This window comes from Planococcus maritimus, from assembly GCF_001687625.2.
GTDB lineage: Bacteria > Bacillota > Bacilli > Bacillales_A > Planococcaceae > Planococcus > Planococcus maritimus.
On sequence record NZ_CP016538.2, the window covers coordinates 962,744 to 982,335 of the forward strand.

The 19,592-nt window shown below is 48.1% G+C and carries 19 protein-coding genes and 1 riboswitch; of the genes, 16 read left to right on the forward strand and 3 right to left on the reverse strand.

Features of this window, described 5'->3' with window-relative positions:
- The first annotated feature begins 195 nt into the window (after positions 1-195).
- The 7 genes from BBI11_RS04745 (at position 196) to BBI11_RS04765 (ending at position 6,563) form a co-directional block, all read left to right on the forward strand.
- On the forward strand, positions 196-1,542 hold the full coding sequence (locus BBI11_RS04745) for a cytochrome ubiquinol oxidase subunit I (protein WP_068461122.1): 1,347 nt from the start codon (positions 196-198) through the stop codon (positions 1,540-1,542).
- The gene (locus tag BBI11_RS04750; RefSeq protein ID WP_068461124.1) at positions 1,539-2,567 is read left to right on the forward strand and encodes a cytochrome d ubiquinol oxidase subunit II; all 1,029 of its coding nucleotides are present in this window, start codon (positions 1,539-1,541) and stop codon (positions 2,565-2,567) included. The genes BBI11_RS04745 and BBI11_RS04750 overlap by 4 nt, the downstream gene beginning before the upstream one ends.
- Positions 2,568-2,582: 15 nt before the next feature.
- Complete coding sequence (cydS, locus tag BBI11_RS16750; RefSeq protein WP_374703198.1) at positions 2,583-2,693, forward strand: cytochrome bd oxidase small subunit CydS family protein; 111 nt, start codon at positions 2,583-2,585, stop codon at positions 2,691-2,693.
- 88 nt (positions 2,694-2,781) lie between these two features.
- Positions 2,782-4,140: a 23S rRNA (uracil(1939)-C(5))-methyltransferase RlmD gene (gene rlmD, locus BBI11_RS04755; protein ID WP_068461125.1), complete on the forward strand. Its 1,359-nt coding sequence runs from the start codon at positions 2,782-2,784 to the stop codon at positions 4,138-4,140.
- Between the two features lie 194 nt (positions 4,141-4,334).
- Complete coding sequence (locus BBI11_RS04760; protein WP_068461126.1) at positions 4,335-4,760, forward strand: DUF1801 domain-containing protein; 426 nt, start codon at positions 4,335-4,337, stop codon at positions 4,758-4,760.
- A gap of 126 nt (positions 4,761-4,886) precedes the next feature.
- Positions 4,887-5,045, forward strand: a complete 159-nt coding sequence (locus BBI11_RS16225) for a Fur-regulated basic protein FbpA (RefSeq protein ID WP_083389015.1) — start codon at positions 4,887-4,889, stop codon at positions 5,043-5,045.
- A gap of 69 nt (positions 5,046-5,114) precedes the next feature.
- Positions 5,115-6,563: an amidase family protein gene (locus BBI11_RS04765; protein WP_068461127.1), complete on the forward strand. Its 1,449-nt coding sequence runs from the start codon at positions 5,115-5,117 to the stop codon at positions 6,561-6,563.
- Between the two features lie 38 nt (positions 6,564-6,601).
- Here the strand turns inward: BBI11_RS04765 and BBI11_RS04770 are convergent, their stop codons facing one another.
- Positions 6,602-7,444 (reverse strand): TetR/AcrR family transcriptional regulator, encoded by an 843-nt coding sequence (locus BBI11_RS04770; RefSeq protein WP_068461129.1) that lies wholly within the window; start codon positions 7,442-7,444, stop codon positions 6,602-6,604.
- A gap of 184 nt (positions 7,445-7,628) precedes the next feature.
- Between BBI11_RS04770 and BBI11_RS04775 the strand changes: the two genes are divergently transcribed.
- From BBI11_RS04775 to BBI11_RS04790, 4 genes are all read left to right on the forward strand, one after another.
- Positions 7,629-9,095: an MDR family MFS transporter gene (locus BBI11_RS04775; RefSeq protein WP_068461132.1), complete on the forward strand. Its 1,467-nt coding sequence runs from the start codon at positions 7,629-7,631 to the stop codon at positions 9,093-9,095.
- Positions 9,096-9,203: 108 nt separating this feature from the next.
- On the forward strand, positions 9,204-10,361 hold the full coding sequence (locus BBI11_RS04780; RefSeq protein ID WP_068461133.1) for a DEAD/DEAH box helicase: 1,158 nt from the start codon (positions 9,204-9,206) through the stop codon (positions 10,359-10,361).
- A complete protein-coding gene (locus BBI11_RS04785; protein ID WP_068461138.1) occupies positions 10,361-11,584 on the forward strand; it encodes an aminopeptidase in 1,224 nt (407 codons plus the stop codon). The genes BBI11_RS04780 and BBI11_RS04785 overlap by 1 nt, the downstream gene beginning before the upstream one ends.
- Before the next feature lie 12 nt (positions 11,585-11,596).
- Positions 11,597-12,532, forward strand: coding sequence for an SGNH/GDSL hydrolase family protein (locus BBI11_RS04790; protein ID WP_068461140.1), 936 nt, complete (start codon positions 11,597-11,599; stop codon positions 12,530-12,532).
- A gap of 267 nt (positions 12,533-12,799) precedes the next feature.
- Here the strand turns inward: BBI11_RS04790 and BBI11_RS04795 are convergent, their stop codons facing one another.
- Positions 12,800-13,882, reverse strand: a complete 1,083-nt coding sequence (locus BBI11_RS04795; RefSeq protein ID WP_068465611.1) for a M20 family metallopeptidase — start codon at positions 13,880-13,882, stop codon at positions 12,800-12,802.
- A 139-nt stretch (positions 13,883-14,021) separates the two neighbouring features.
- Positions 14,022-14,121: riboswitch (TPP riboswitch) on the forward strand.
- 209 nt (positions 14,122-14,330) lie between these two features.
- Here BBI11_RS04795 and thiT point away from each other — a divergent pair.
- A complete protein-coding gene (gene thiT / locus BBI11_RS04800; protein ID WP_335645551.1) occupies positions 14,331-14,792 on the forward strand; it encodes an energy-coupled thiamine transporter ThiT in 462 nt (153 codons plus the stop codon).
- A 161-nt stretch (positions 14,793-14,953) separates the two neighbouring features.
- Complete coding sequence (map, locus tag BBI11_RS04805) at positions 14,954-15,706, forward strand: type I methionyl aminopeptidase (protein ID WP_068461142.1); 753 nt, start codon at positions 14,954-14,956, stop codon at positions 15,704-15,706.
- Between the two features lie 44 nt (positions 15,707-15,750).
- Here the strand turns inward: map and BBI11_RS04810 are convergent, their stop codons facing one another.
- The gene (locus BBI11_RS04810) at positions 15,751-16,491 is read right to left on the reverse strand and encodes a tryptophan-rich sensory protein (RefSeq protein ID WP_068461143.1); all 741 of its coding nucleotides are present in this window, start codon (positions 16,489-16,491) and stop codon (positions 15,751-15,753) included.
- Positions 16,492-16,676: 185 nt separating this feature from the next.
- Here BBI11_RS04810 and BBI11_RS04815 point away from each other — a divergent pair, with 185 nt between their 5' ends.
- The 3 genes from BBI11_RS04815 (at position 16,677) to BBI11_RS04825 (ending at position 19,586) form a co-directional block, all read left to right on the forward strand.
- Positions 16,677-18,476 (forward strand): M3 family oligoendopeptidase, encoded by a 1,800-nt coding sequence (locus tag BBI11_RS04815; protein ID WP_068461145.1) that lies wholly within the window; start codon positions 16,677-16,679, stop codon positions 18,474-18,476.
- 1 nt (position 18,477) lies between these two features.
- Entirely contained in the window at positions 18,478-19,026 is a 549-nt protein-coding gene (locus BBI11_RS04820) for a GNAT family N-acetyltransferase (protein WP_068461146.1), read from the forward strand.
- A gap of 77 nt (positions 19,027-19,103) precedes the next feature.
- Positions 19,104-19,586, forward strand: coding sequence for a DinB family protein (locus BBI11_RS04825; protein WP_068461147.1), 483 nt, complete (start codon positions 19,104-19,106; stop codon positions 19,584-19,586).
- Positions 19,587-19,592 lie beyond the last annotated feature (6 nt).

Consider the following 19,592-nt stretch of genomic DNA (forward strand, 5'->3'; position numbering starts at 1 on the left):
ATCATCCTTTTCTTTTGTTCATTATAGAATACTAAAAATTCAGCAAAATTTCAATGCTTATGTGTTCGTTTTGTCACAGCTTATTCAAACATCGGGCGGAATCGAATGCCTCGCAGAAGTTTATAGGGGGGGCTTTGAGGTACAATAAAACATATAACGGGTTGAGTTTTAGCCCATGTAAAGGGGACGAGAATTTTGGGATTTGAAGATACGGCTTTAATGAGCCGGATACTAACCTTGATGACCCTATCTTTTCACATCATTTACGCAACGATCGGTGTAGGGGTCCCGCTTATGATCATGATTGCCCAATGGGTCGGGATCAGAAAAAATGATGAACATTACATCCTCCTGGCACGACGTTGGGCAAGAGGATTTGTCATCACGGTAGCGGTCGGCGTCGTAACCGGCACCGCAATCGGGCTGCAATTATCATTATTGTGGCCGAACTTTATGCAGATGGCAGGGAATGTCATTGCGCTTCCGTTGTTCATGGAAGTCTTCGCGTTTTTCTTTGAAGCGATTTTCCTCGGGATCTATTTGTATACGTGGGATCGGTTTGAAGACCAGCGCAAGCATTTTCTCCTGTTGGTGCCAGTCGCACTCGGAGCGGCGGCTTCTTCTATATTCATCACCATCGTCAATTCATTCATGAATGCGCCGCAAGGCTTTGATGTATTGAATGGCGAATTGGTCAATGTGAGTCCGTTGCTTGCGATGTTCAGTCCGGCAGTGCCGACAAAAGTCGCGCACGTCTTGTCGACAGCGTTCATGACAAGTGCCTTTATCCTAGCATCAATCGCGGCTTTCCGTTTGTTGCGGGGATCGAATCATATTTACCACAAAAAAGCATTGTTCCTGACGATGAAGCTGGCATTGATCTTTTCGGTTGCGACCGCTATCATCGGCGACTTCTCCGGGAAATACTTGGCCGAATACCAACCAGAGAAACTGGCGGCGGCTGAATGGCATTTTGAAACAGGACCGGAAGCCGAACTTGTGCTGTTTGGCGTGTTGGACGGCGAAGAGCCAAAATACGCAATCCGCGTCCCATACGCATTGAGCATTTTGGCACATGGTGTTCCAAGTGGTGAGGTCATTGGCTTGAACGATTTCCCAGAAGATGAAATTCCGCCATTATGGATCCATTACCTGTTCGACACGATGGTCACGCTCGGCATGTGGCTTGCGTTCTTCTCTTTCGTCTTCGTAGTCGGATTTTGGCGCGGTTGGTCCATCGTCAAGCAGAAATGGTTCCGCTGGCTGACAGTGCTCAGCGGTCCGCTCGCGATGATTGCCATCGAAGCTGGCTGGTGGTTTACAGAAGTCGGCAGACAGCCATGGATCTTGCGCGGTTACATGAAGACCAGTGAAGGGGCAACGGCAAGCGGGCAAGTCGATTTGATGATCGTGTTGTTTGCCGGCCTCTACGTCATTCTCGGAATCGGGACGGTTGTTGTCTTGTCCCGCATGTATAAACGTAATCCAGTTGAGAAAGAGTTGGCACAGCGTGAATCCAGTAAAGGCGGTGAGGAATCATGACACTTGAGATTATCGGGATTTCCGTTCTTTGGTTGTTTTTGTTTCTATACGTCATTGTGGCGTCGATTGATTTTGGCGCCGGATTCTTTAACGCTTATAGCGCTTTCTCGGACAAGCAGCATATCCTGACGGGCATCATCCAGCGTTATCTGTCGCCGGTATGGGAAGTGACGAACGTCTTTTTCGTATTCTTCTTCGTCGGCATCATCGGGTTTTTCCCGCAGACGGCGTTTTACTACGGCACGACGCTGCTGGTGCCGGCAAGTCTTGCGTTGATTTTGCTCGCCGTGCGCGGTTCGTATTATGCATTTGCCACATACGGCGCGAAGATTGACCACCGCGGCTATATTTATATGTACGGCTTATCTGGCCTATTGCTTCCGGCGGCATTGTCGCCGGTACTGGCTATTTCAGAAGGCGGCTTTATGCGGCTTGAAGGCGGGCAGCCCTCGCTTGATTACTGGGCACTTTTCACAAGCCCTCTAATGTGGAGTATCGTCGTCTTGAGCCTTGCAGCGGTGCTTTATATTTCCGCAGTGTTCTTGACTTGGTACGCACACAAAGCAGGAGATGTAAAGGCGACTCAATTGGTACGGAAATACGCATTGGTGTGGGCCGGACCGACGATCATCACCGCAACCGGGATCATTTTCGAACTGCGCGGGCATAACCCCGAACATTACGCGAGCTTGCTCGATCTGTGGTGGATGTTTGCGCTATCGTTCTTGTTGTTCCTTGGCACCGTATTTTTGATTTGGAAAAAGCGCAATTACGGTTTGGCGTTCATCTTGCTCGTCGGCCAGTTCTTCACCGCGTTTTTTGCCTACGGGGCATCGCATTACCCGTATCTGTTATATCCGCATTTGACGATTTACGATAGTTTCACGAATGAATCAATGGCGATCGCCTTAATTATCGCCTTTATTGCAGGACTTGGGCTATTATTGCCATCGCTTTATCTATTGTTCCGTCTGTTCTTGTTTGACAAAGACTATGTCAAAGGGAAATCGGATTATCATGCCTGAAGGAGGCTATGAATGATGAATGATTTTTTCATTTTCTATGCGCCGTTTCTGGTGATCATCCTGGCGATTGCCGTCGGTTTCTGGATATCATTAAAAGATGGCCCAGTAACAAAAGACAAAAAATAAAGCTGTGGCGGGAATTTCCCGCCGCAGTTTTTTACTGCTCAAAAAGCGGATATGTTACAATAAGTCAATGTGAAATGGAGTGAACGTAATGAAACCAGTAACGAAAAATGACCGCTTGTCCGTCTACGTCGAAGACTTGACGCATGATGGCGCAGGCGTTGCCAAAGTGGACGGCTATCCGCTGTTCATCAAAGATGCTTTGCCCGGCGAGACCGTAACGGTGCATGTCTTGAAAACATTGAAATCATACGGCTTTGCCAAACTCATCTCGATTGAAGAGAAATCCGCAGACCGTATCGACGCACCGTGCCCGGTGTTTGAGATTTGCGGCGGCTGCCAATTGCAGCACCTATCCTACGAAGGCCAATTGAAGTATAAAGAGAAAGTCGTGCGCGATGCGATGGCGCGACTCGGCAAATTGCCGGACGTGCCGGTCCATCCGGTTAAAGGCATGGACAATCCGTGGCGCTACCGCAATAAATCACAAATCCCATTCGGCATGGATGACGGCCGCGTCGTCGCAGGCTTCTACCAGCCGCGTTCGCACCGTATTGCCGATACCGATATCTGCCTGATCCAAACACCGGAAGCGGACACCTTGATGGCGTCACTCAAACGCAATTTGCAGGACATAGGCATCGAGCCTTACGAAGAAAAGACGCACCGGGGCATGCTGCGCCACGTCGTTCTTCGCAAAGGCCGCGTGACAGGCGAATTAATGGTCGTGTTGGTAACGAAGAAGCAGAAATTCCCGCAAGCAGAGCGTGCTGTGGAGGCGATCCGTACCGCATTGCCGGACGTCACGTCGATTATGCAAAATGTCAATGGCGACAAGACCAATGTCATCTTCGGAAATGACACCATCAATCTATGGGGCAAAGATATTATCGAAGACCGGATTGGCGATGTGCGTTTTGAAATTTCAGCGCGTTCATTCTATCAGGTCAATCCCGAACAGACGGAAGTGCTGTATGGGCAGGCGCTAGACTATGCGGGGCTGACAGGAAATGAAACAGTAATCGATGCGTATTGCGGCATTGGAACGATCTCGCTATTTCTTGCACAGCGCGCAAAATTTGTCATGGGCGTTGAAATTGTTCCACAGGCTATCGAAGACGCTAAGCGCAATGCCGATTTGAATGGCCTCACAAATACTTTATTTGAAGCAGGTCCTGCTGAGGAAGTCATTCCGCGCTGGTACAAAGATGGCAAAGAGGCAGATGTCCTGGTCGTCGATCCTCCGAGAAAAGGCTGCGATGAGGCACTCCTTCAGACGATGCTCGAACAGCGACCACAGCGCATTGTGTATGTTTCGTGCAATCCAGCGACATTGGCACGCGATTTGCGTATCTTAGAAGACGGCGGCTACCGGACACAGGAAGTCCAGCCGGTCGATATGTTTCCGCAGACAACCCATGTCGAGTGTGTGGCTTGGTTGACGAGATAACTGCCAGCGCCATGTAATTAAATGCTCCCAAACTGTTCTTGTAAAACAGCATGGGAGTTTTTTTATGCCTACAAATTGGTTTCCTCACTTCCGTGGCGAAGCTCAACTTGACAATCTAGGTATGCAGCAGGATAACCGGTAGTGGCTATGGAAGTAGTTCTAAAGCAGAGAAGTTTTTAAAAGGAGGGTTCGTGATGTACGAACAAAAAACAAAAGAGCATGAAGGCAGCGTCATCGAATTTATTGAAACAGTGGAAAAGCCATCTAAAAAAGAAGACGCTTATCGATTACTAGAGCTTTTTGAACAAGCGACAGGTTATCCAGCAAAAATGTGGGGCGACAGCATCATTGGTTTTGGTTCTTACCACTACCGCTACGCAACTGGCCACGAAGGCGATGCACCGCTCGCTGGATTTTCCCCACGCAAAGCGAAAATCAGTCTGTATCTGACAGGGTGTGCAGAAAAAGAGCCGGATGCGCTCGAACGTTTGGGGAAATGTACTGCGGGTAAATCCTGCATTTACATCAATAAGTTCAGCGACATCGATCCCGAAGTGTTGAAAGAATTGATTGGCAATGCAGTATCTTATTTGCAAAAACGCTATCCGGACAAAGGGTAAACATAAATTTGTCGAAACAAGGGCGGCCGAAAAAATTATCGGCTGTTTTTCTTTTGGCAGGTTTTAGGATAAGATCACTTCGGGTATAGAAATAGTGATACTATCTGCAAGGAGAGAAGAAGCACGATGGAACACATACCCGAGTCGAAATTCGAAGACAAACGGTCGATGGTCATTGATGAACTCGTTTCAAAGAATGTCTTCAAGATCAACGGCAGGCAGCTTTACGAACTGTCCTTATTTGAACTGCTAAAGGAATATACCGATAAAAGCCTAAGCTCATGAGCTCAGGCTTTTTTAGATAGTTTTGGCCTTAAGATGAGGCTTATTTTGTACCATGTAGGAGGAACAAGCATGCATCATCAAAAACTGGAGGATTATCGGAAAAACAAGCTCGATGAAATGACGATTGCCGAACTGCAAAAAGAAATGGAAACAGGCAAGCTGACTTCAGAAGAGCTCGTGCTGATGTATAAAGAAAACATTTCGCTGCGCGATGGCCAGATCCACGCCGTTCTCGAAATCAACCCAGCCGCTTTGTTGACCGCTCAAGCACTAGACTTTGAACGTAAGCATAAAGGGCCGCGCTCTAACTTACATGGCATCCCTTTGCTCGTAAAAGACAATATGGATACTGGAGATGGCATGCACACAAGTGCAGGATCACTCGCGATGGCAGATCACTATGCGCTGCGTGATGCCAAGGTGGTAGAAAAGTTGCGTGCGGCAGGTGCAATTATCCTCGGCAAAACGAATATGACCGAATGGGCGAATTTTATGAGCGATAAAATGACCAATGGCTTCAGCTCACGCGGCGGCCAGGTGAAAAATCCGTACGGCCCTTTTGATGTCGGCGGATCGAGTTCAGGATCGGCGGCTGGAGTGGCTTCAAATTTGGCTGTGGCTGCAGTCGGGACGGAAACTTCCGGTTCAATCATTAATCCAGCGGCACAGAATAGCCTGGTTGGCATCAAGCCAACTGTCGGGCTGGTGAGCCGCACGGGGATTATTCCTTTATCGCATACGCAAGACACAGCAGGTCCGCTTGCACGCTCAGTGGAAGATGCGGTAGCGGTGTTTGCCGCATTAATAGAGACAGACTCAGGAGATGTAATTACCGCGTTGGCGGATCAATTTATAGGCTATGACTGGCAGCAACATTTGAAGCGCGACGGATTGTCCGGCGTCGTTCTCGGCTTAGACCGTCAATTGTTTAAAGAAATTCCAGATGACCAGGCCAAAGCTTTCGAAGCAGCCATGGGGCAGTTGCACGCATGCGGAGCTACCATCAAGGAAGTCGATATCGGTACCAAGCAGGAAGATCTCGGTTTTGCGGTGTTGCTCCATGAATTCAAAGCAGACTTGAACGCTTATTTGGCGCGTTCGAACCCCGACCACCGCATTCGTTCAATGAGTGACATCATTTCATACAACGAAGAGTACGCTGAGCAGATGTTAAAATTCGGCCAGAATCTCTTGCAACAGGCAAATCGTATGAGCGGTAACTTGACGGAGCGGGAATATGTCGAGGCGCTTGAGCGCAACCGGTTCCTCGCGGCTGAACAAGGCATGAAAAAACAGCTTCAACAAGCTGGCGCAGATGCGCTTTTGTTGCCTCAAGATTTCGGCTGCAATATCGGGGCTGCTGCGGGTTTCCCATCCATTACAGTGCCGGCGGGATTGACAGCCGCTGGTGAACCGTTCGGCATTACATTTGCCGGCCAGGCATTCGATGAACCGAAATTGATTGAATATGCGTATGCATTTGAACAAGCGGCAGCGGGGCGGAGGCGTCCCTCATAAAAAAATCCCCATCCCTGACTTTCAGGGACGGGGATTTTTCATTTGATTTGGCGCCATAGTTGTTCAAGCAGTCTCTGCAGGCCTGCTTCAGACTCTGTCGTTTGGCCTAACGAAGTCAGTACACTGCTAAGGACGGCATTTCGTGGATGTTCAGCTGTTAATTCATCGGCCAAAAATGTCAGCAATTGCTTCACGTCATCGTTTTCTGCTTGCTCTGCGAATGCTTGCAATTGAGGGACACTGTCCGATAATGCCGGCGGCTGTTGAGGCTGGCCTAACAAGCCTTCCGAGAGAAATTGCTTGCCATCTTTCAATTGAATCTCTACCGCTTGCTTCATACGATGCACAATATAATCGGTCAATTCGTCTAGTGGCAGCTGTTGTTCGGTGCCAAAGCGCCAGACATGCATCAATTGTTGTAGCGCGCCATTTGCGATAGCGGCATTTTCTAATGCGTAGGGCCGTACTTTTTCACCGAATAAATCGATGATTCGGCTGCTTAGCCACTTGAGTTCCAAAATATACTGGCTTTTTCCAAAAGCTTTCAATTCTTCATCTTGTGAGTAGAAAATGCTTTCGTACAAAGAAAATAAATTTTTCTCGTGGTTCATGCGGATGCGGATCGCGAGTTGTTTTGCAAAAAGATCCGGGTCACTCGGGGATTCACCAAAAGCGACCGATATGCGTGCTGACCGGATATCTTCAGCGATCGATTCCATCAACGCGATGAGGCATTCCGATTTCGAAGTAAAGTAATTATAGAAGGTGCCTTTTGAAATGCCGGCTTCATCTAGAATGTCTTGTATGGACGAGGCATTATAGCCTTTCTTAATGAATAAGTGGTGGGCGGCATTGATGATTTGCTGTTTTTTAGGATTCATAGTATCCCCTTTTTTTGGACTGATAGTATAGCCAAAGCATACCGTCAAAAGCTGATGAAATCAATGTTTCAAACTTATTGCCCCTTACGGATTCGTCTTTCTTGTAAAAACTATACTATGAGTATAAAATATGTCGATAGAGTATAAAATGCCGAAATAATTCAGTGAGACGGAGGAAACAACGATGACAGAAACAACGAAACCCCCATATGGAATTATCGCCATTTTGTTCACTGGAGCATTTGTGGCGATTTTCAATCAAACCCTTTTGAATATTGCCTTGCCGGAAATCATGATTGACTTGAAAGTCGATGCCGCGACGGCCCAATGGCTCGTCACGGGCTATATGCTCGTCAACGGGATCTTAATTCCAGCGAGCGCTTATTTGATTCAACGCTATTCGAACCGGGCGATTTTCATTGTCGCCATGTCCTTGTTCTCGGTGGGGACCTTGCTGGCCGCACTGGCTCCAGCATTTGCCATCCTGTTGATCGGCCGCATGGTACAGGCATCCGGTGCTGCACTTATGATGCCTTTATTGATGAATGTCATGCTCGCCGCATTTCCGGTTGAGAAGAGAGGGCAGGCGATGGGCATCTTCGGCATGGTCATGGTCGTGGCGCCGGCAATCGGCCCGACCCTTTCTGGATTTATCGTCCAGACCTATTCCTGGAGAGTGCTATTTTTCATCGTATTGCCTGTCGCATTGATCCCACTTTTGCTCGGGATCTTCAAATTAAAAAACCTGACTTTCCAAAATCGCGAGCTGTCGCTTGATCCCTTATCACTTGTTCTATCGAGCCTTGGCTTTGGCGGTCTCTTGTACGGATTCAGTTCCGCCGGCTCGCTCGGCTGGGAAAATCCGGCCGTTTATTTGACAATTGCAGTTGGCCTGCTTTCCTTGACGGTCTTTTCCTTCCGCCAGATGAAGCTAAAAGAGCCGCTATTGGAACTTCGTGTCTATAAGCACCCGATGTTCGCCTTGTCTTCAGTCATTTCGATCACTTTGTCGATGGCCATGTTCTCGGCCATGATTCTTATGCCAATCTACATCCAGACCATCAAGGGGATCTCTCCAATACAGTCTGGCTTGATGATGCTCCCGGGCGCACTCGTCATGGGAATCATGTCCCCAATCACCGGGCGCATCTTTGACCGGTTCGGAGCCAAAGTGCTGGCATTGCCTGGACTGGCTCTTGTCGTCATCACCACTTATTTGTTCAGCAACTTAACACTGGATACGGGATATTTTCAAATTATGGCGATTTACACCTTGCGCATGTTCGGGATTTCAATGGTCATGATGCCCGTCATGACCAATGGGCTTAACCAATTGCCGATGAAATTCTATCCGCACGGGACAGCCATCAACAATACCCTGCAGCAAGTTTCTGGTGCGATCGGTTCTGCGTTTCTTGTGACCTTGATGAATACGCGCACCGAAGCTACTGTCCAAGACCTGGTCGCTTCCGGCACAAGCGCACAGGAAGCAACCATCCCTGCGATGCTTGAAGGCATCAATTTTTCGTTTACGGTATCGACGTATATCGCGCTCGCTGCTTTCCTATTAGCTTTGTTCATTAAAAAGCCCAATCAAAAGGTAACGGAAGCACAGAAAGAACGCGTCTACAAACAACGTTATGCCGATTGAAAAAGTGCGGTTCCTTGAAAAAAGGAGCCGCCTTTTCATTTGCCTGAAAAGGCGGTGCTGGGCCGAATATGGTACACTTAAGGCATTGAAAAGAAGGTGGAATGGCACATGAAATTTATAGAAGACTTAAGCCCTGTATGGCAAGAAAAATGGAAACAAACCGGTTTTACCGAAGCGATGCCGATTCAGGAACAGATGATTCCGGAAATGCTCGCAGGAAACGACATCGTGGCGGAATCGCCGACCGGGTCAGGAAAAACCTTGGCATATCTATTGCCAATTTTAGAGCGCGTCAACCCGAAAAAACCGAATACGCAAGCGATGATTATCGCCCCTTCACAAGAACTCGCGATGCAAATCGTCAATGTTTTGCGTGAATGGACGACGGGAACGGATGTGACCGTCACCCCATTGATCGGCGGTGCGAATATCCAGCGGCAATTGGATAAGTTAAAGAAAAAGCCGACAATCGTCGTGGGCACACCAGGGCGCTTGAACGAATTGGTCAAGACCAAGAAACTCAAGATGCATGAAGTGCGCATTATGGTACTCGATGAAGGGGATCAATTGATGGCACGCGAACACCGCGGCATCATGAAAGACCTCATCGAAAGAACACAGCAAGATCGCCAGCTTGTATTGGTATCGGCGACGATTACAGAGGAAATCGAATTGGTGGCAGAGCGTTTGATGAAACACCCGACACGCCTGCAAGTATCGGCTGAACAATTGCCCAAGCAAGGTAAAGTGACACATTCGTTCATCAAGGTCGATGAGCGCGACAAGACCGACTTGCTTCGCAGCCTATCGCATATGACAGGGGTCAAGGCATTGGCGTTCGTCAACAATCTTGACCAAGTGCTAATGAAAGAAAGTAAGTTAAAATTCCGCGACGCCAAAATCGCGACTTTGCATTCCGAAATGAAAAAAGAAGAACGCAAGAAAGCATTGGATGATTTCCGTAAAGGTGAAACAGCCGTCTTGATCGCGACCGAAGTGGCGGCACGGGGACTGGATATCGATCAGTTGACACATGTCATCCACGTCGATGCTCCGATGACTGTCGAGCAGTATTTGCACCGCTCGGGCAGAACCGGGCGCGCGGGAGCTGACGGGGAAGTGTTGACGCTTCTTGCCTATGCGGATGAAAAACATTATAAGAAATTGACGAAAGAGTTGCCGGGTAAACCAGTACAAAAAATCATGCACGGCGGCGAACTGATCGAAGGCAATAGCAAAACCATCTCAGCAAAGGGGAAGAAATAATGAGCTTCCAAGAAAAATTAGCGCAGTATGCTGAACTGACGGTCCGTGTTGGCGTCAACATCCAGCCGGGGCAGGAATTGCTGATTCAAACAACGACAGATACCGTAGAATTTACTCGTTTGGTAGTTGAAAAAGCTTATGAAGCCGGGGCAAAACAAGTCCATGTCGCTTTTTCAGATCCTTTTGTGATGCGCACGCATTACGAATTGGCGCCGGACGCTGCATTTCATGAGTTTCCTGATTGGACAGTCAAACAGCGCGATGCCATCATCGACCACAAAGGCGCATTCTTGTGGATTGATGCAGAGGATCCGGATTTATTTGCCGGCATTCCGGCAAAACGCCTGAGCGATGGGCAAAAATCTGCAGGAAAAGCATTAGAGCGCTACCGTCAGGCTGTTGGGTCCGACAAAATCGCCTGGTCGATCGTCGCCATCCCTTCTGAAAAATGGGCAGAAAAAGTGTTCCCGGACGAACAGGACCAAATGGAAACCCTCTGGCAAGCGATTTTCCAAACCGTGCGCATTGGAGATGGTGACGCGGTCGCCCTCTGGCAAGAGCATATCAAAAATTTGGAACAGCGGGCAGCTGCTTTGAATGAGCGACATTACCGGAAATTGCATTACCGTGCACCGGGAACCGATTTGACGATTGGCTTACCGGCGGGCCATATGTGGATGACCGGAGCTTCCCACACGCCAGACAATGTGCCATTTATCGCTAACATGCCGACAGAAGAAGTATATACCGTGCCGGCTAAACTGGAAGTCGAAGGCACTGTGCGCAACACAAAGCCACTTGTGTATCAAGGCAATATTATCGATGGCTTTACCTTGTATTTTGAGAAAGGTCGCATTGTTAAAGCCCATGCAGAAGTCGGACAGGAGCTGTTGGATGAACTGATTTCAGCCGATGAAGGGGCAGCGTACTTGGGAGAAGTGGCGCTAGTACCAGTGGAATCCCCGATTTCTAAGTCTGGCGTTTTGTTCTATAACACCTTATTCGATGAAAACGCATCGAATCATTTGGCCATTGGCGACTCCTATCCAACTTGTCTCGAAGGTGGAACAGATCTCGAGCGCGATCAATTGCAGGATTATGGATTGAATACATCGATTGTCCATGAAGATTTCATGATTGGTTCGAGCGAGATGGACATTGACGGGATTACAGAAGACGGCACAACCGAAGCCATTTTCCGACAAGGAAATTGGGCATTCTAACGAGGTGACTACATGAAAAAGACGATGAGTTCAGTGGCGGCGGGGCTGTTGCTAATAGCTATGGGCACCACCGTATCGGCAGAGCCGCAAATACCTGCTGCTTATGTGGCCATCGGCGATTCACTGGCGGCAGGCCAGACGCCGAACCGGGCAATTGACAGCGGTTATACAGACTTGATTGCACAGGAATTGACACGCAACCAGCCGCTTGCCTTCTATTCGAAAAGTTTAGCTTTTCCTGGCTTCACCACAAGTGACGTCCTAGAAAGCATTGAATCGGATGAGGCAAAAGAGCTGCTGGGTTCGGCAAATATCATCACGGTGTCTGCCGGGGCGAACGATTTGCTGCGACTTGTCCAAGCAACTCCAGCTGAAGGAGCTCTGAGCTTTGGCGAGATTCAGGCAGATTACGCATTGAATGGGGCCCGAGAAAACGTTGAAACCATTCTTTCCGAACTAGAAGAGCTTGCACCGTCAGCCGACATCTATGTAATGGGCTATTATTTCGCTTATCCACATGCCCGTGACAGCCAAAAGCAAGGGACGGCTAAGCAGTTGGAGCAGTTAAACGCAATCCTTCAACAACAAGCAGAACAGGCGGGCGCGACATTCGTCGATGTATCCGACCGTTTCGGCGAGGATGCGGTGGAACTCGTCCCGAATTCTGGAGACGTCCATCCGAATATGAATGGCTACCAGGAAATGGCGAACGCGTTTTTCGACCATTATGGGGAAGGGTTCCAAGTAGAAGATGCTGAACTTCCTGAACTAGCACCTGTGAGTTTCGAGGAAATTCAGCAAATGCAGGAAGAGGAAGCAGATGAAGGCGAGGGGACGCAACAACAACCCGCCTCAGAGGATGCTTCTAGCGACGACTCTGCTGCTAAGCCTTCCGAAAGCGAGGAGCTGGATTATCTAGCGATCCGTCAGGCATTGCCGCTCATTTAGCATGTAAGCAATAGAAAAAGGCCAGAGAAAATGATTCATTTTCTCTGGCCTTTTATCGTTCAGCGGCTTTTTCGCGAGTCGCTGCGAGTATCGTTTTCATTAGTTGTGTTGTTCTTTTTTCGGTTGTTTATTACTTTGCGGATGATCGGGTAAGCAATCGGCCCGTATTTAATCGCAGATCTGACAAGTCTTCCAATCGCCATATTTATCGCTCCATTCATCTATTCGTATTGAGGTTTAGTAGTGTTTTCCCGGGTCTTGTCTTAATTAAACATTCGCCGGGGCAAGGGCATGCGCTATCAAAATATCTTTAAAGGAATGGACACTAGAAATGGAGACGTATTCTGCGTTGCCATGCCAGTCATCTCCACTCGGCCCAAATTCGATTGCGCCTTGACCGCCGATTTTTTTGGCATAATGACGGGTGTCGGCAGCCCCGTGCTGGCCGAACAGCACCGGCTGTTCCGACAGCTTCGTTTCGACAGCTTTCTTCAAAGTTTGGATATACGGATGATCGCCTTTCGTCGTCAATGCAGGGGTAGAGCCGCCTGCTTGGAAATCCATCTCGACAGCTAGCGTTTCGGCAAGCTGTTCCATCTGACGAACAATCTCGTCTTTGTCCTGGCCTGGCATAAAGCGGATATCATAGGCCATCTTACACGTGTCCGGTACTACATTATAGCGATCACCTGCATCGATAATTGCTAAGTTAACAGAAGCTTGCTCATAATACTCCGTCGATTCTTTGCGGAATGGCAAATCTTTCATGCCAGCATGAAATTTCATCGCAGATTCAATAGCGTTGATGCCTTCCCATGGACGCGAGCCGTGTGCTGGTTTGCCTTTGAATGTCATATCCATTCTTAATATACCTTTTGATTGCAACCCGATCTTCAAATGGGTCGGCTCGCCGCAAATGACAAAATCACCATAATGGCCTTGATCGACAAGCCACTCTGAAGTGTAATGCCCACCGGTTTCTTCATCGGTGACGATATGTAGATGCACTTCACGTGGTAACGCGGCCGCATCAAGTTCAACGAATGCTTGCATCATTCCTGCGACACCTGCCTTCATATCAGCAGAGCCACGGCCATATAGTTTGTCGCCGTCTTCAATCGGGGAGAATTGCTCTTTACGCCCCGGCACGACGTCGACATGGCCGTTCCAAATGATCTTATCATCGCCTCGCCCTTTAGCGGCGGTCAGCATCAGGTAGCCATCGTTATCATGAACTTCGACATCTTCCCCGTGAGCCTTAAGCCATTCTGAACAGAACAACAAGGCTTCGTTTGCCCCTTCTTTTGTATCGCTTTCAATCTTGATCAAATCCTTTAATAAATCAATCATTGAACCGGCAGTTTTCAAGCTGCCTCCACCACCTTCCGCAAAGTTTGCTAATTCCTAACTACCCTAATCCGTTTAGCTGAAACAGCCTTGCAAGCCAAGCGGGCGTTGTGTACAATACACATAATAGCGGAATAATTGTATACACCACAAGGGGAGCTTTGGCTGAGAGTGAACGAGTAAGTTCTTACCCTTCGAACCTGTAAGGTAACACTTGCGCAGGGATGTGGATGGAAAACCGGCCCGAGCGGCGCCAGGATCTATCCTGGCGCCGTTTTTTTATGGTTTTGTAAAACGGCCCTTCTGGTGATGTGCAAATCCAAAAGGAGGCAGTTTGAATGAGAAATAAACGTGTATTGTTAATGGTCGAAATTGCAATTTTTGCAGCTCTCGGCTTTGTCTTGGATTTTGTGGCCTTTCGCATGCCGCAAGGGGATCGGTCAGCTTGGTCATGATTCCGATTGTGCTAATGGCATTCCGCAGAGGCGTCGCAGCAGGCGTCGTCACAGGCCTACTTGTCGGCTTATTGCAGATTGTGACGGGTTTTATCTCGGTAGCGCCGTTATCATTCGGCTTTGTGGTCATGCAAGTCATCTTGGATTATCTGCTGGCATATGGCGTCGTTGGCCTTGCCGGTTTGATGCGCGGCCGTTATTTAGAGGCGGTACGGGCGAAAAAGACTGGCAATGTCATCATCATGGTTGCACTTGGCGTCTTGATTGGTTCGTTTCTCCGTTATGCGATCCATGTTATTACGGGAATCCTGTTTTTCGGCATGTTTGCTGATGGCAATGTCTTTATCTACTCAGCGGCTTATAATGCTACTTACATGATACCGGTCGCAATCGTCGCGGCCATTGTCTGTTCGTTGCTATTCTTGACAGCGCCGCGTCTGACGCAGCCAGATTCTTGATCGAACCCGCCTAGCGATAGGCGGGTTTTTTTATGGATAACATGACAAATTCCCGTGTTTGGTTGAAGTTTTACGGTATTGCTTTTGGAAGGTGTGAGAAGCGAGAGCGGCTTATTCTATGTTATAATGCTCAAATAGAATAGTGTGAAAGAAGGGTATTTATGATAGCGACGAATGAAAAAGATATTGAAGGCTTGAAAAAAGCGGGACAGATGGTGGCAGAAATCCGAGAAACGATGAAAGCCGCCGTGAAGCCTGGCATTACGACAAAAGAACTCGATGAATTGGGCGGGCAGCTATTCAAGGAATGGGGCGGCGTCTCTGCTCCTAAATCGGAATACGACTTCCCTGGTTATACGTGTATCAGCGTCAACGAAGAAGTGGCGCATGGCATTCCAGGAAAGCGCGTCATTAATGACGGCGACATCGTAAATATCGATGTCTCCGGATCGTACGGTGAATATTTTGCCGATACGGGCATTTCCTTCGTGGTCGGCGAAGGGCATGAAGCGAAAGAAAAGCTTTGCCAAGCTGCAGAATCTGCCTTCGAGCGAGCTATGATGAAAGTAAAAGCCGGCGCTAAATTAAATCAGATCGGCAAAGCAGTGGAGCGCGAAGCGAAAGACCAAGGCTTGTTTGTCATTAAGAACCTGACTGGCCACGGCGTCGGAAAATCGCTTCATGAAGCGCCGCAATATATCCTTAATTATTACGATGCATGGGAAACAACGATTTTGAAAGAAGGCATGGTGCTGGCAGTCGAGCCGTTTATTTCCCAAAAGGCTGAGCATATTATCGAATCTGGCGACGGCTGGACCTTTATCACACCGGATCAATCGCTGGTTGCCCAGATTGAACATACTGTACTCGTCACTAAAGGCGAACCGATTTTGCTGACGAAACTGGAAAAATAAATCATCGAATACAAAAAAACAACCATCAGCCGATGGTTGTTTTTTTATGGCGTTATAACCGGTTTTGACGGTTTTTTCTTGATCAACAAAATGCCCGTTAGCAAAACGCCGCTCAGGAACAAAGCGGCCGTGCTGACTAGTAACTCATCCATGCCGTGGCGGACGGCAATTGCAACGAACGCCCAGATAAACACCAAAGTCAGCGGAATATCTGAATGGTGAAAGCGGATGTGAAGCGCAAGTGCAGTTGCGACAGTCAACATAATAACTGTCCATAATTGATCACTCAGCCCCCAGCCGCTCCAGCTATGGACAGTCAGCACGTAGCTGATATTGGCAATCGTCGCCACACTGATCCAGCCAAGATTGACGGAAATCGGCAAGCGTTCCATAAAGCCCCGTTGGTCGTTGCCATATTCCAAATACAAAGCGATCAGCGACACTAAATAGGCAATCATCGCAGCGATCGACCAAATAAAGAACTCATAATGCCAGCAAAGCAGCCAGGCAATATTGAAAACAGCGCTCAAGATGAAAAACAGTGAGACTTTTGCTTGTGGGTGCACGCCTTTTTTCAAGCGCAGCCAAAAGCCGATGATCCAAATAGCCAATAAGATGTAGATAATGGACCAGATGGAAAATGCATAACCGGCCGGCGTGAAGAGAACCGGCACACGGTCGGAGATTTCACCGGTAGTCTGACCGTTGATCGGCAGTATATTCGCCAAGGCATTCGTGGTGACGACAGCAATAAATGCCAGCGTCATCAGCAGTACGCGAATCATATGAAATCCCTCCTCAAATATCAGTATAAACTCGCCAGCCCACACCACCAACAAGAAAGTGCAGGAAGTTTTTGAAAAATGGCGATATCGTGAAAAGTACAGGGCAGTCGCCGTTCCCGTTCCACATAGGGAAATGTTATACTTATTCATGTATTTAGAAAATTCGTAAACGCAGGGGGAGAAAAATGACCAATACATATCCGGAAGTATGGGAACTTGATAATGTGTTTTCAGGTGGCAGTGATTCAGCTGAGTTGAAAACGCATCTCGAAACGACAGCGGAAAAATTAGTGGAATTCGAGCAGGCTTCGATACAATTCGCTGTGCCGAAACAAACAGACGACGCACAGCGGATCGCAGAATTCCTTGAGCAGACGAGTGATGTATCGGTAGATATCCGTCAAGCGGGCGCTTTTATCGGGTGCTTAATGGCGCAAAACACAGAAGATAAAAAAGCGTCTTTGCTGCAAAGCGAAGTCGGGCTCATGAGATCCCGCTTCCAAAGTGCATTTTTAAAATTTAAGCAGGCGCTTATGGAAACGGATCCAAACGTCTGGACCGAGCTGTTGAAGACGGAAAACTTGAAAGAATTCGCTTTTATTTTGGATGAATGGCGGCAAGAAGCGAAGCGTTTGCTGTCTGAACAAGAGGAAGGATTAATCACCTCGCTTGGCATAGACGGTTATCACGCGTGGAGCGAATTATACGATTTGTTGATTGCCGCCATCTCAGTACAAGTAAATTTAGATGGGCAAGAGAAGACCTTGTCGGTCGGACAAGCGAATAATTTAAGTGCTCACTCAAATGAGCAAGTGCGTAAAGAATCCTATGACAAGTTGGAAGCCGTGTGGCAAGAAAAAGAAGAGCTGTTCGCCAAAACCTTGAACTCACTTGCCGGCTTCCGCCTGCAGATGTATAAAAAGCGCGGAGTTGACAATGTGCTGGAAGAACCGCTTCAGATGAACCGCATGAAGCAGGAAACCTTGGACGTTATGTGGCAGGCAATCAGTGAACACAAACAGCCGTTTGCGGATTATCTGGCGCATAAGGCACAAATGCTCGGAAAAGACCAGTTGGCCTGGTACGATGTCGAGGCACCGGTTGTAGAAAACGCCCAGCAATTCGATTACGCGCAAGGTTCGGAATTCATCATCCGCCATTTCGGGAAATTCGGTCCGGAACTGCAAAATTTCGCCCGCCATGCGCTAGAAAATGGATGGGTGGAAGCGGAAGATCGTGCGCATAAAATGCCGGGCGGCTTTTGCACATCGCTTCCAAAAAGCGGCGAATCGCGCATCTTCATGACATACAGCGGATCGATGTCCAATGTTGCGACACTGGCCCATGAGTTGGGGCATGCTTTTCATACGCATGCGCTGAGACCGATGCATGATTTGAACCGCAGCTATGCCATGAATGTCGCTGAAACGGCGTCCACATTTGCGGAAATGATCGTAGCGGACGCAGCGGTCAAAAATGCATCCAATAAAGAAGAGAAAATTTCCTTGCTAGAAGACAAAATCCAACGCAGCGTGGCATTTTTCATGAACATCCATGCCCGCTTCCTATTTGAGACGAGATTTTACGAAGAACGCAAAAATGGTGTCGTTCCGACGAGCCGTTTAAACGAATTGATGGAGCAGGCGCAAGAAGAAGCCTTTGCTGGCAGTCTATCAGAAGGACATCCGCATTTCTGGGCATCGAAATTGCATTTCTATATTACCGATGTGCCGTTCTATAATTTTCCTTACACATTCGGCTATTTGTTCTCACTCAGCGTCTATGCTAAAGCGCTTGAGGAAGGACAAGGATTTGAAGAGCAATACATGGCTTTGCTGCGCGATACGGCGATCATGAGCACAGAAGAATTGGCGATGAAACATCTAGGGGAAGACATCACTGAAAAAGGATTCTGGGAAAAAGGCATTGCATTATGCACAAAAGATGTCGAAGAATTCATCAAATTGACTGCAGAAGAGGGATAAGATGAATCTGCTTTTTGAGGGGAAAACGTGTTATCTCCGGACATTGACCGTAGAAGACGCCGAAGATATGGTGAAGGTACTTGTCAAAAACCGCGACTATTGGGCGATTTATGAACCAAGACATCGTGATAGTTACTTCACGATCGCTGTACAGCGCGAGAAAATCCGCGAGTCGATTTATCAGGCGCGTGAAAATCGTGAGTACAGCTTTGGTATTTTCTCACACGACACCAATCAATTGATCGGCCATATTTCCATTTATAGCATCAAACGCTTGCCTTTTCTCAGTGCACTCGTCGGTTATTCGATGGATGAGGAATTCATCGGCCGCGGCATCGCTAGCGAGGCGGTTCGCTTGATCACGGCTTTTGGTTTTGAGCAATTGCGTCTTCACCGTGTAGAAGCCTACGTGGCGCCGGACAATATCGGTTCATTGCGTGTGCTCGAAAAGGCGGGATTTGAACAAGAAGGCTTGCTTAAGCAATTTTTGTTCATTAACGGACAGTGGAAAGACCATTATTACTACGCATTGCTCGAACAGGATTTTTGAAAGGGCAAGGCCGCCTATCTGCGTTGGTGGAAGGATATGCGGAGATGGTTTGAAAATTGAGGAAGGGAGGAACGCTTGTGGATTCCCAAAAAATGTTTGCCTACCATCAATGGGCGAGCCAAAAGGTTCTGGAATTGGTGCAAGACTGTGGCGAAGAATATTACACGAAAGAAGGATTGAATTCGTTTCCGTCCATCCGTGAAACGATTAAGCATGTGATCGGTGTCGAAAAATTATGGTTCCAGCGAATAAATGGCATTAAGAGTCCGGAGTTCGAACGGTTCGACGTCGAAACCGTGGAAAAGGCAAAAGAGGCCATTATGCTGCTTCACGCGGAGATGGAACTGTATTTTGCCACATTGTCAGAAAAAAGTTGGCAAGAAGAGCTGGATTACCGCAATATGAAAGGCCAGGAGTTTCGCCATAGCCGTGAGGAGATGCTGTTCACGCTAGTAAATCATGCGAGCTATCACCGAGGGCAAATCACTTCCTTGTTGCGCCAATTCGGCAAAGTCGGTGTCCCGCTCGATTATATTTATTATCAAAAACAAAACCGCTGAGAAATC

Bases quoted from the DNA above. Each gene is read 5' to 3' on its own strand.
- BBI11_RS04750 (WP_068461124.1), top strand. From the start codon at position 1,539: ATGACACTTGAGATTATCGGGATTTCCGTTCTTTGGTTGTTTTTGTTT.
- cydS (WP_374703198.1), top strand. From the start codon at position 2,583: ATGAATGATTTTTTCATTTTCTATGCGCCGTTTCTGGTGATCATCCTG.
- rlmD (WP_068461125.1), top strand. From the start codon at position 2,782: ATGAAACCAGTAACGAAAAATGACCGCTTGTCCGTCTACGTCGAAGAC.
- BBI11_RS04760 (WP_068461126.1), top strand. From the start codon at position 4,335: ATGTACGAACAAAAAACAAAAGAGCATGAAGGCAGCGTCATCGAATTT.
- BBI11_RS16225 (WP_083389015.1), top strand. From the start codon at position 4,887: ATGGAACACATACCCGAGTCGAAATTCGAAGACAAACGGTCGATGGTC.
- BBI11_RS04765 (WP_068461127.1), top strand. From the start codon at position 5,115: ATGCATCATCAAAAACTGGAGGATTATCGGAAAAACAAGCTCGATGAA.
- BBI11_RS04770 (WP_068461129.1), bottom strand. From the start codon at position 7,444: ATGAATCCTAAAAAACAGCAAATCATCAATGCCGCCCACCACTTATTC.
- BBI11_RS04775 (WP_068461132.1), top strand. From the start codon at position 7,629: ATGACAGAAACAACGAAACCCCCATATGGAATTATCGCCATTTTGTTC.
- BBI11_RS04780 (WP_068461133.1), top strand. From the start codon at position 9,204: ATGAAATTTATAGAAGACTTAAGCCCTGTATGGCAAGAAAAATGGAAA.
- BBI11_RS04785 (WP_068461138.1), top strand. From the start codon at position 10,361: ATGAGCTTCCAAGAAAAATTAGCGCAGTATGCTGAACTGACGGTCCGT.
- BBI11_RS04790 (WP_068461140.1), top strand. From the start codon at position 11,597: ATGAAAAAGACGATGAGTTCAGTGGCGGCGGGGCTGTTGCTAATAGCT.
- BBI11_RS04795 (WP_068465611.1), bottom strand. From the start codon at position 13,882: ATGATTGATTTATTAAAGGATTTGATCAAGATTGAAAGCGATACAAAA.
- thiT (WP_335645551.1), top strand. From the start codon at position 14,331: ATGATTCCGATTGTGCTAATGGCATTCCGCAGAGGCGTCGCAGCAGGC.
- map (WP_068461142.1), top strand. From the start codon at position 14,954: ATGATAGCGACGAATGAAAAAGATATTGAAGGCTTGAAAAAAGCGGGA.
- BBI11_RS04810 (WP_068461143.1), bottom strand. From the start codon at position 16,491: ATGATTCGCGTACTGCTGATGACGCTGGCATTTATTGCTGTCGTCACC.
- BBI11_RS04815 (WP_068461145.1), top strand. From the start codon at position 16,677: ATGACCAATACATATCCGGAAGTATGGGAACTTGATAATGTGTTTTCA.
- BBI11_RS04820 (WP_068461146.1), top strand. From the start codon at position 18,478: ATGAATCTGCTTTTTGAGGGGAAAACGTGTTATCTCCGGACATTGACC.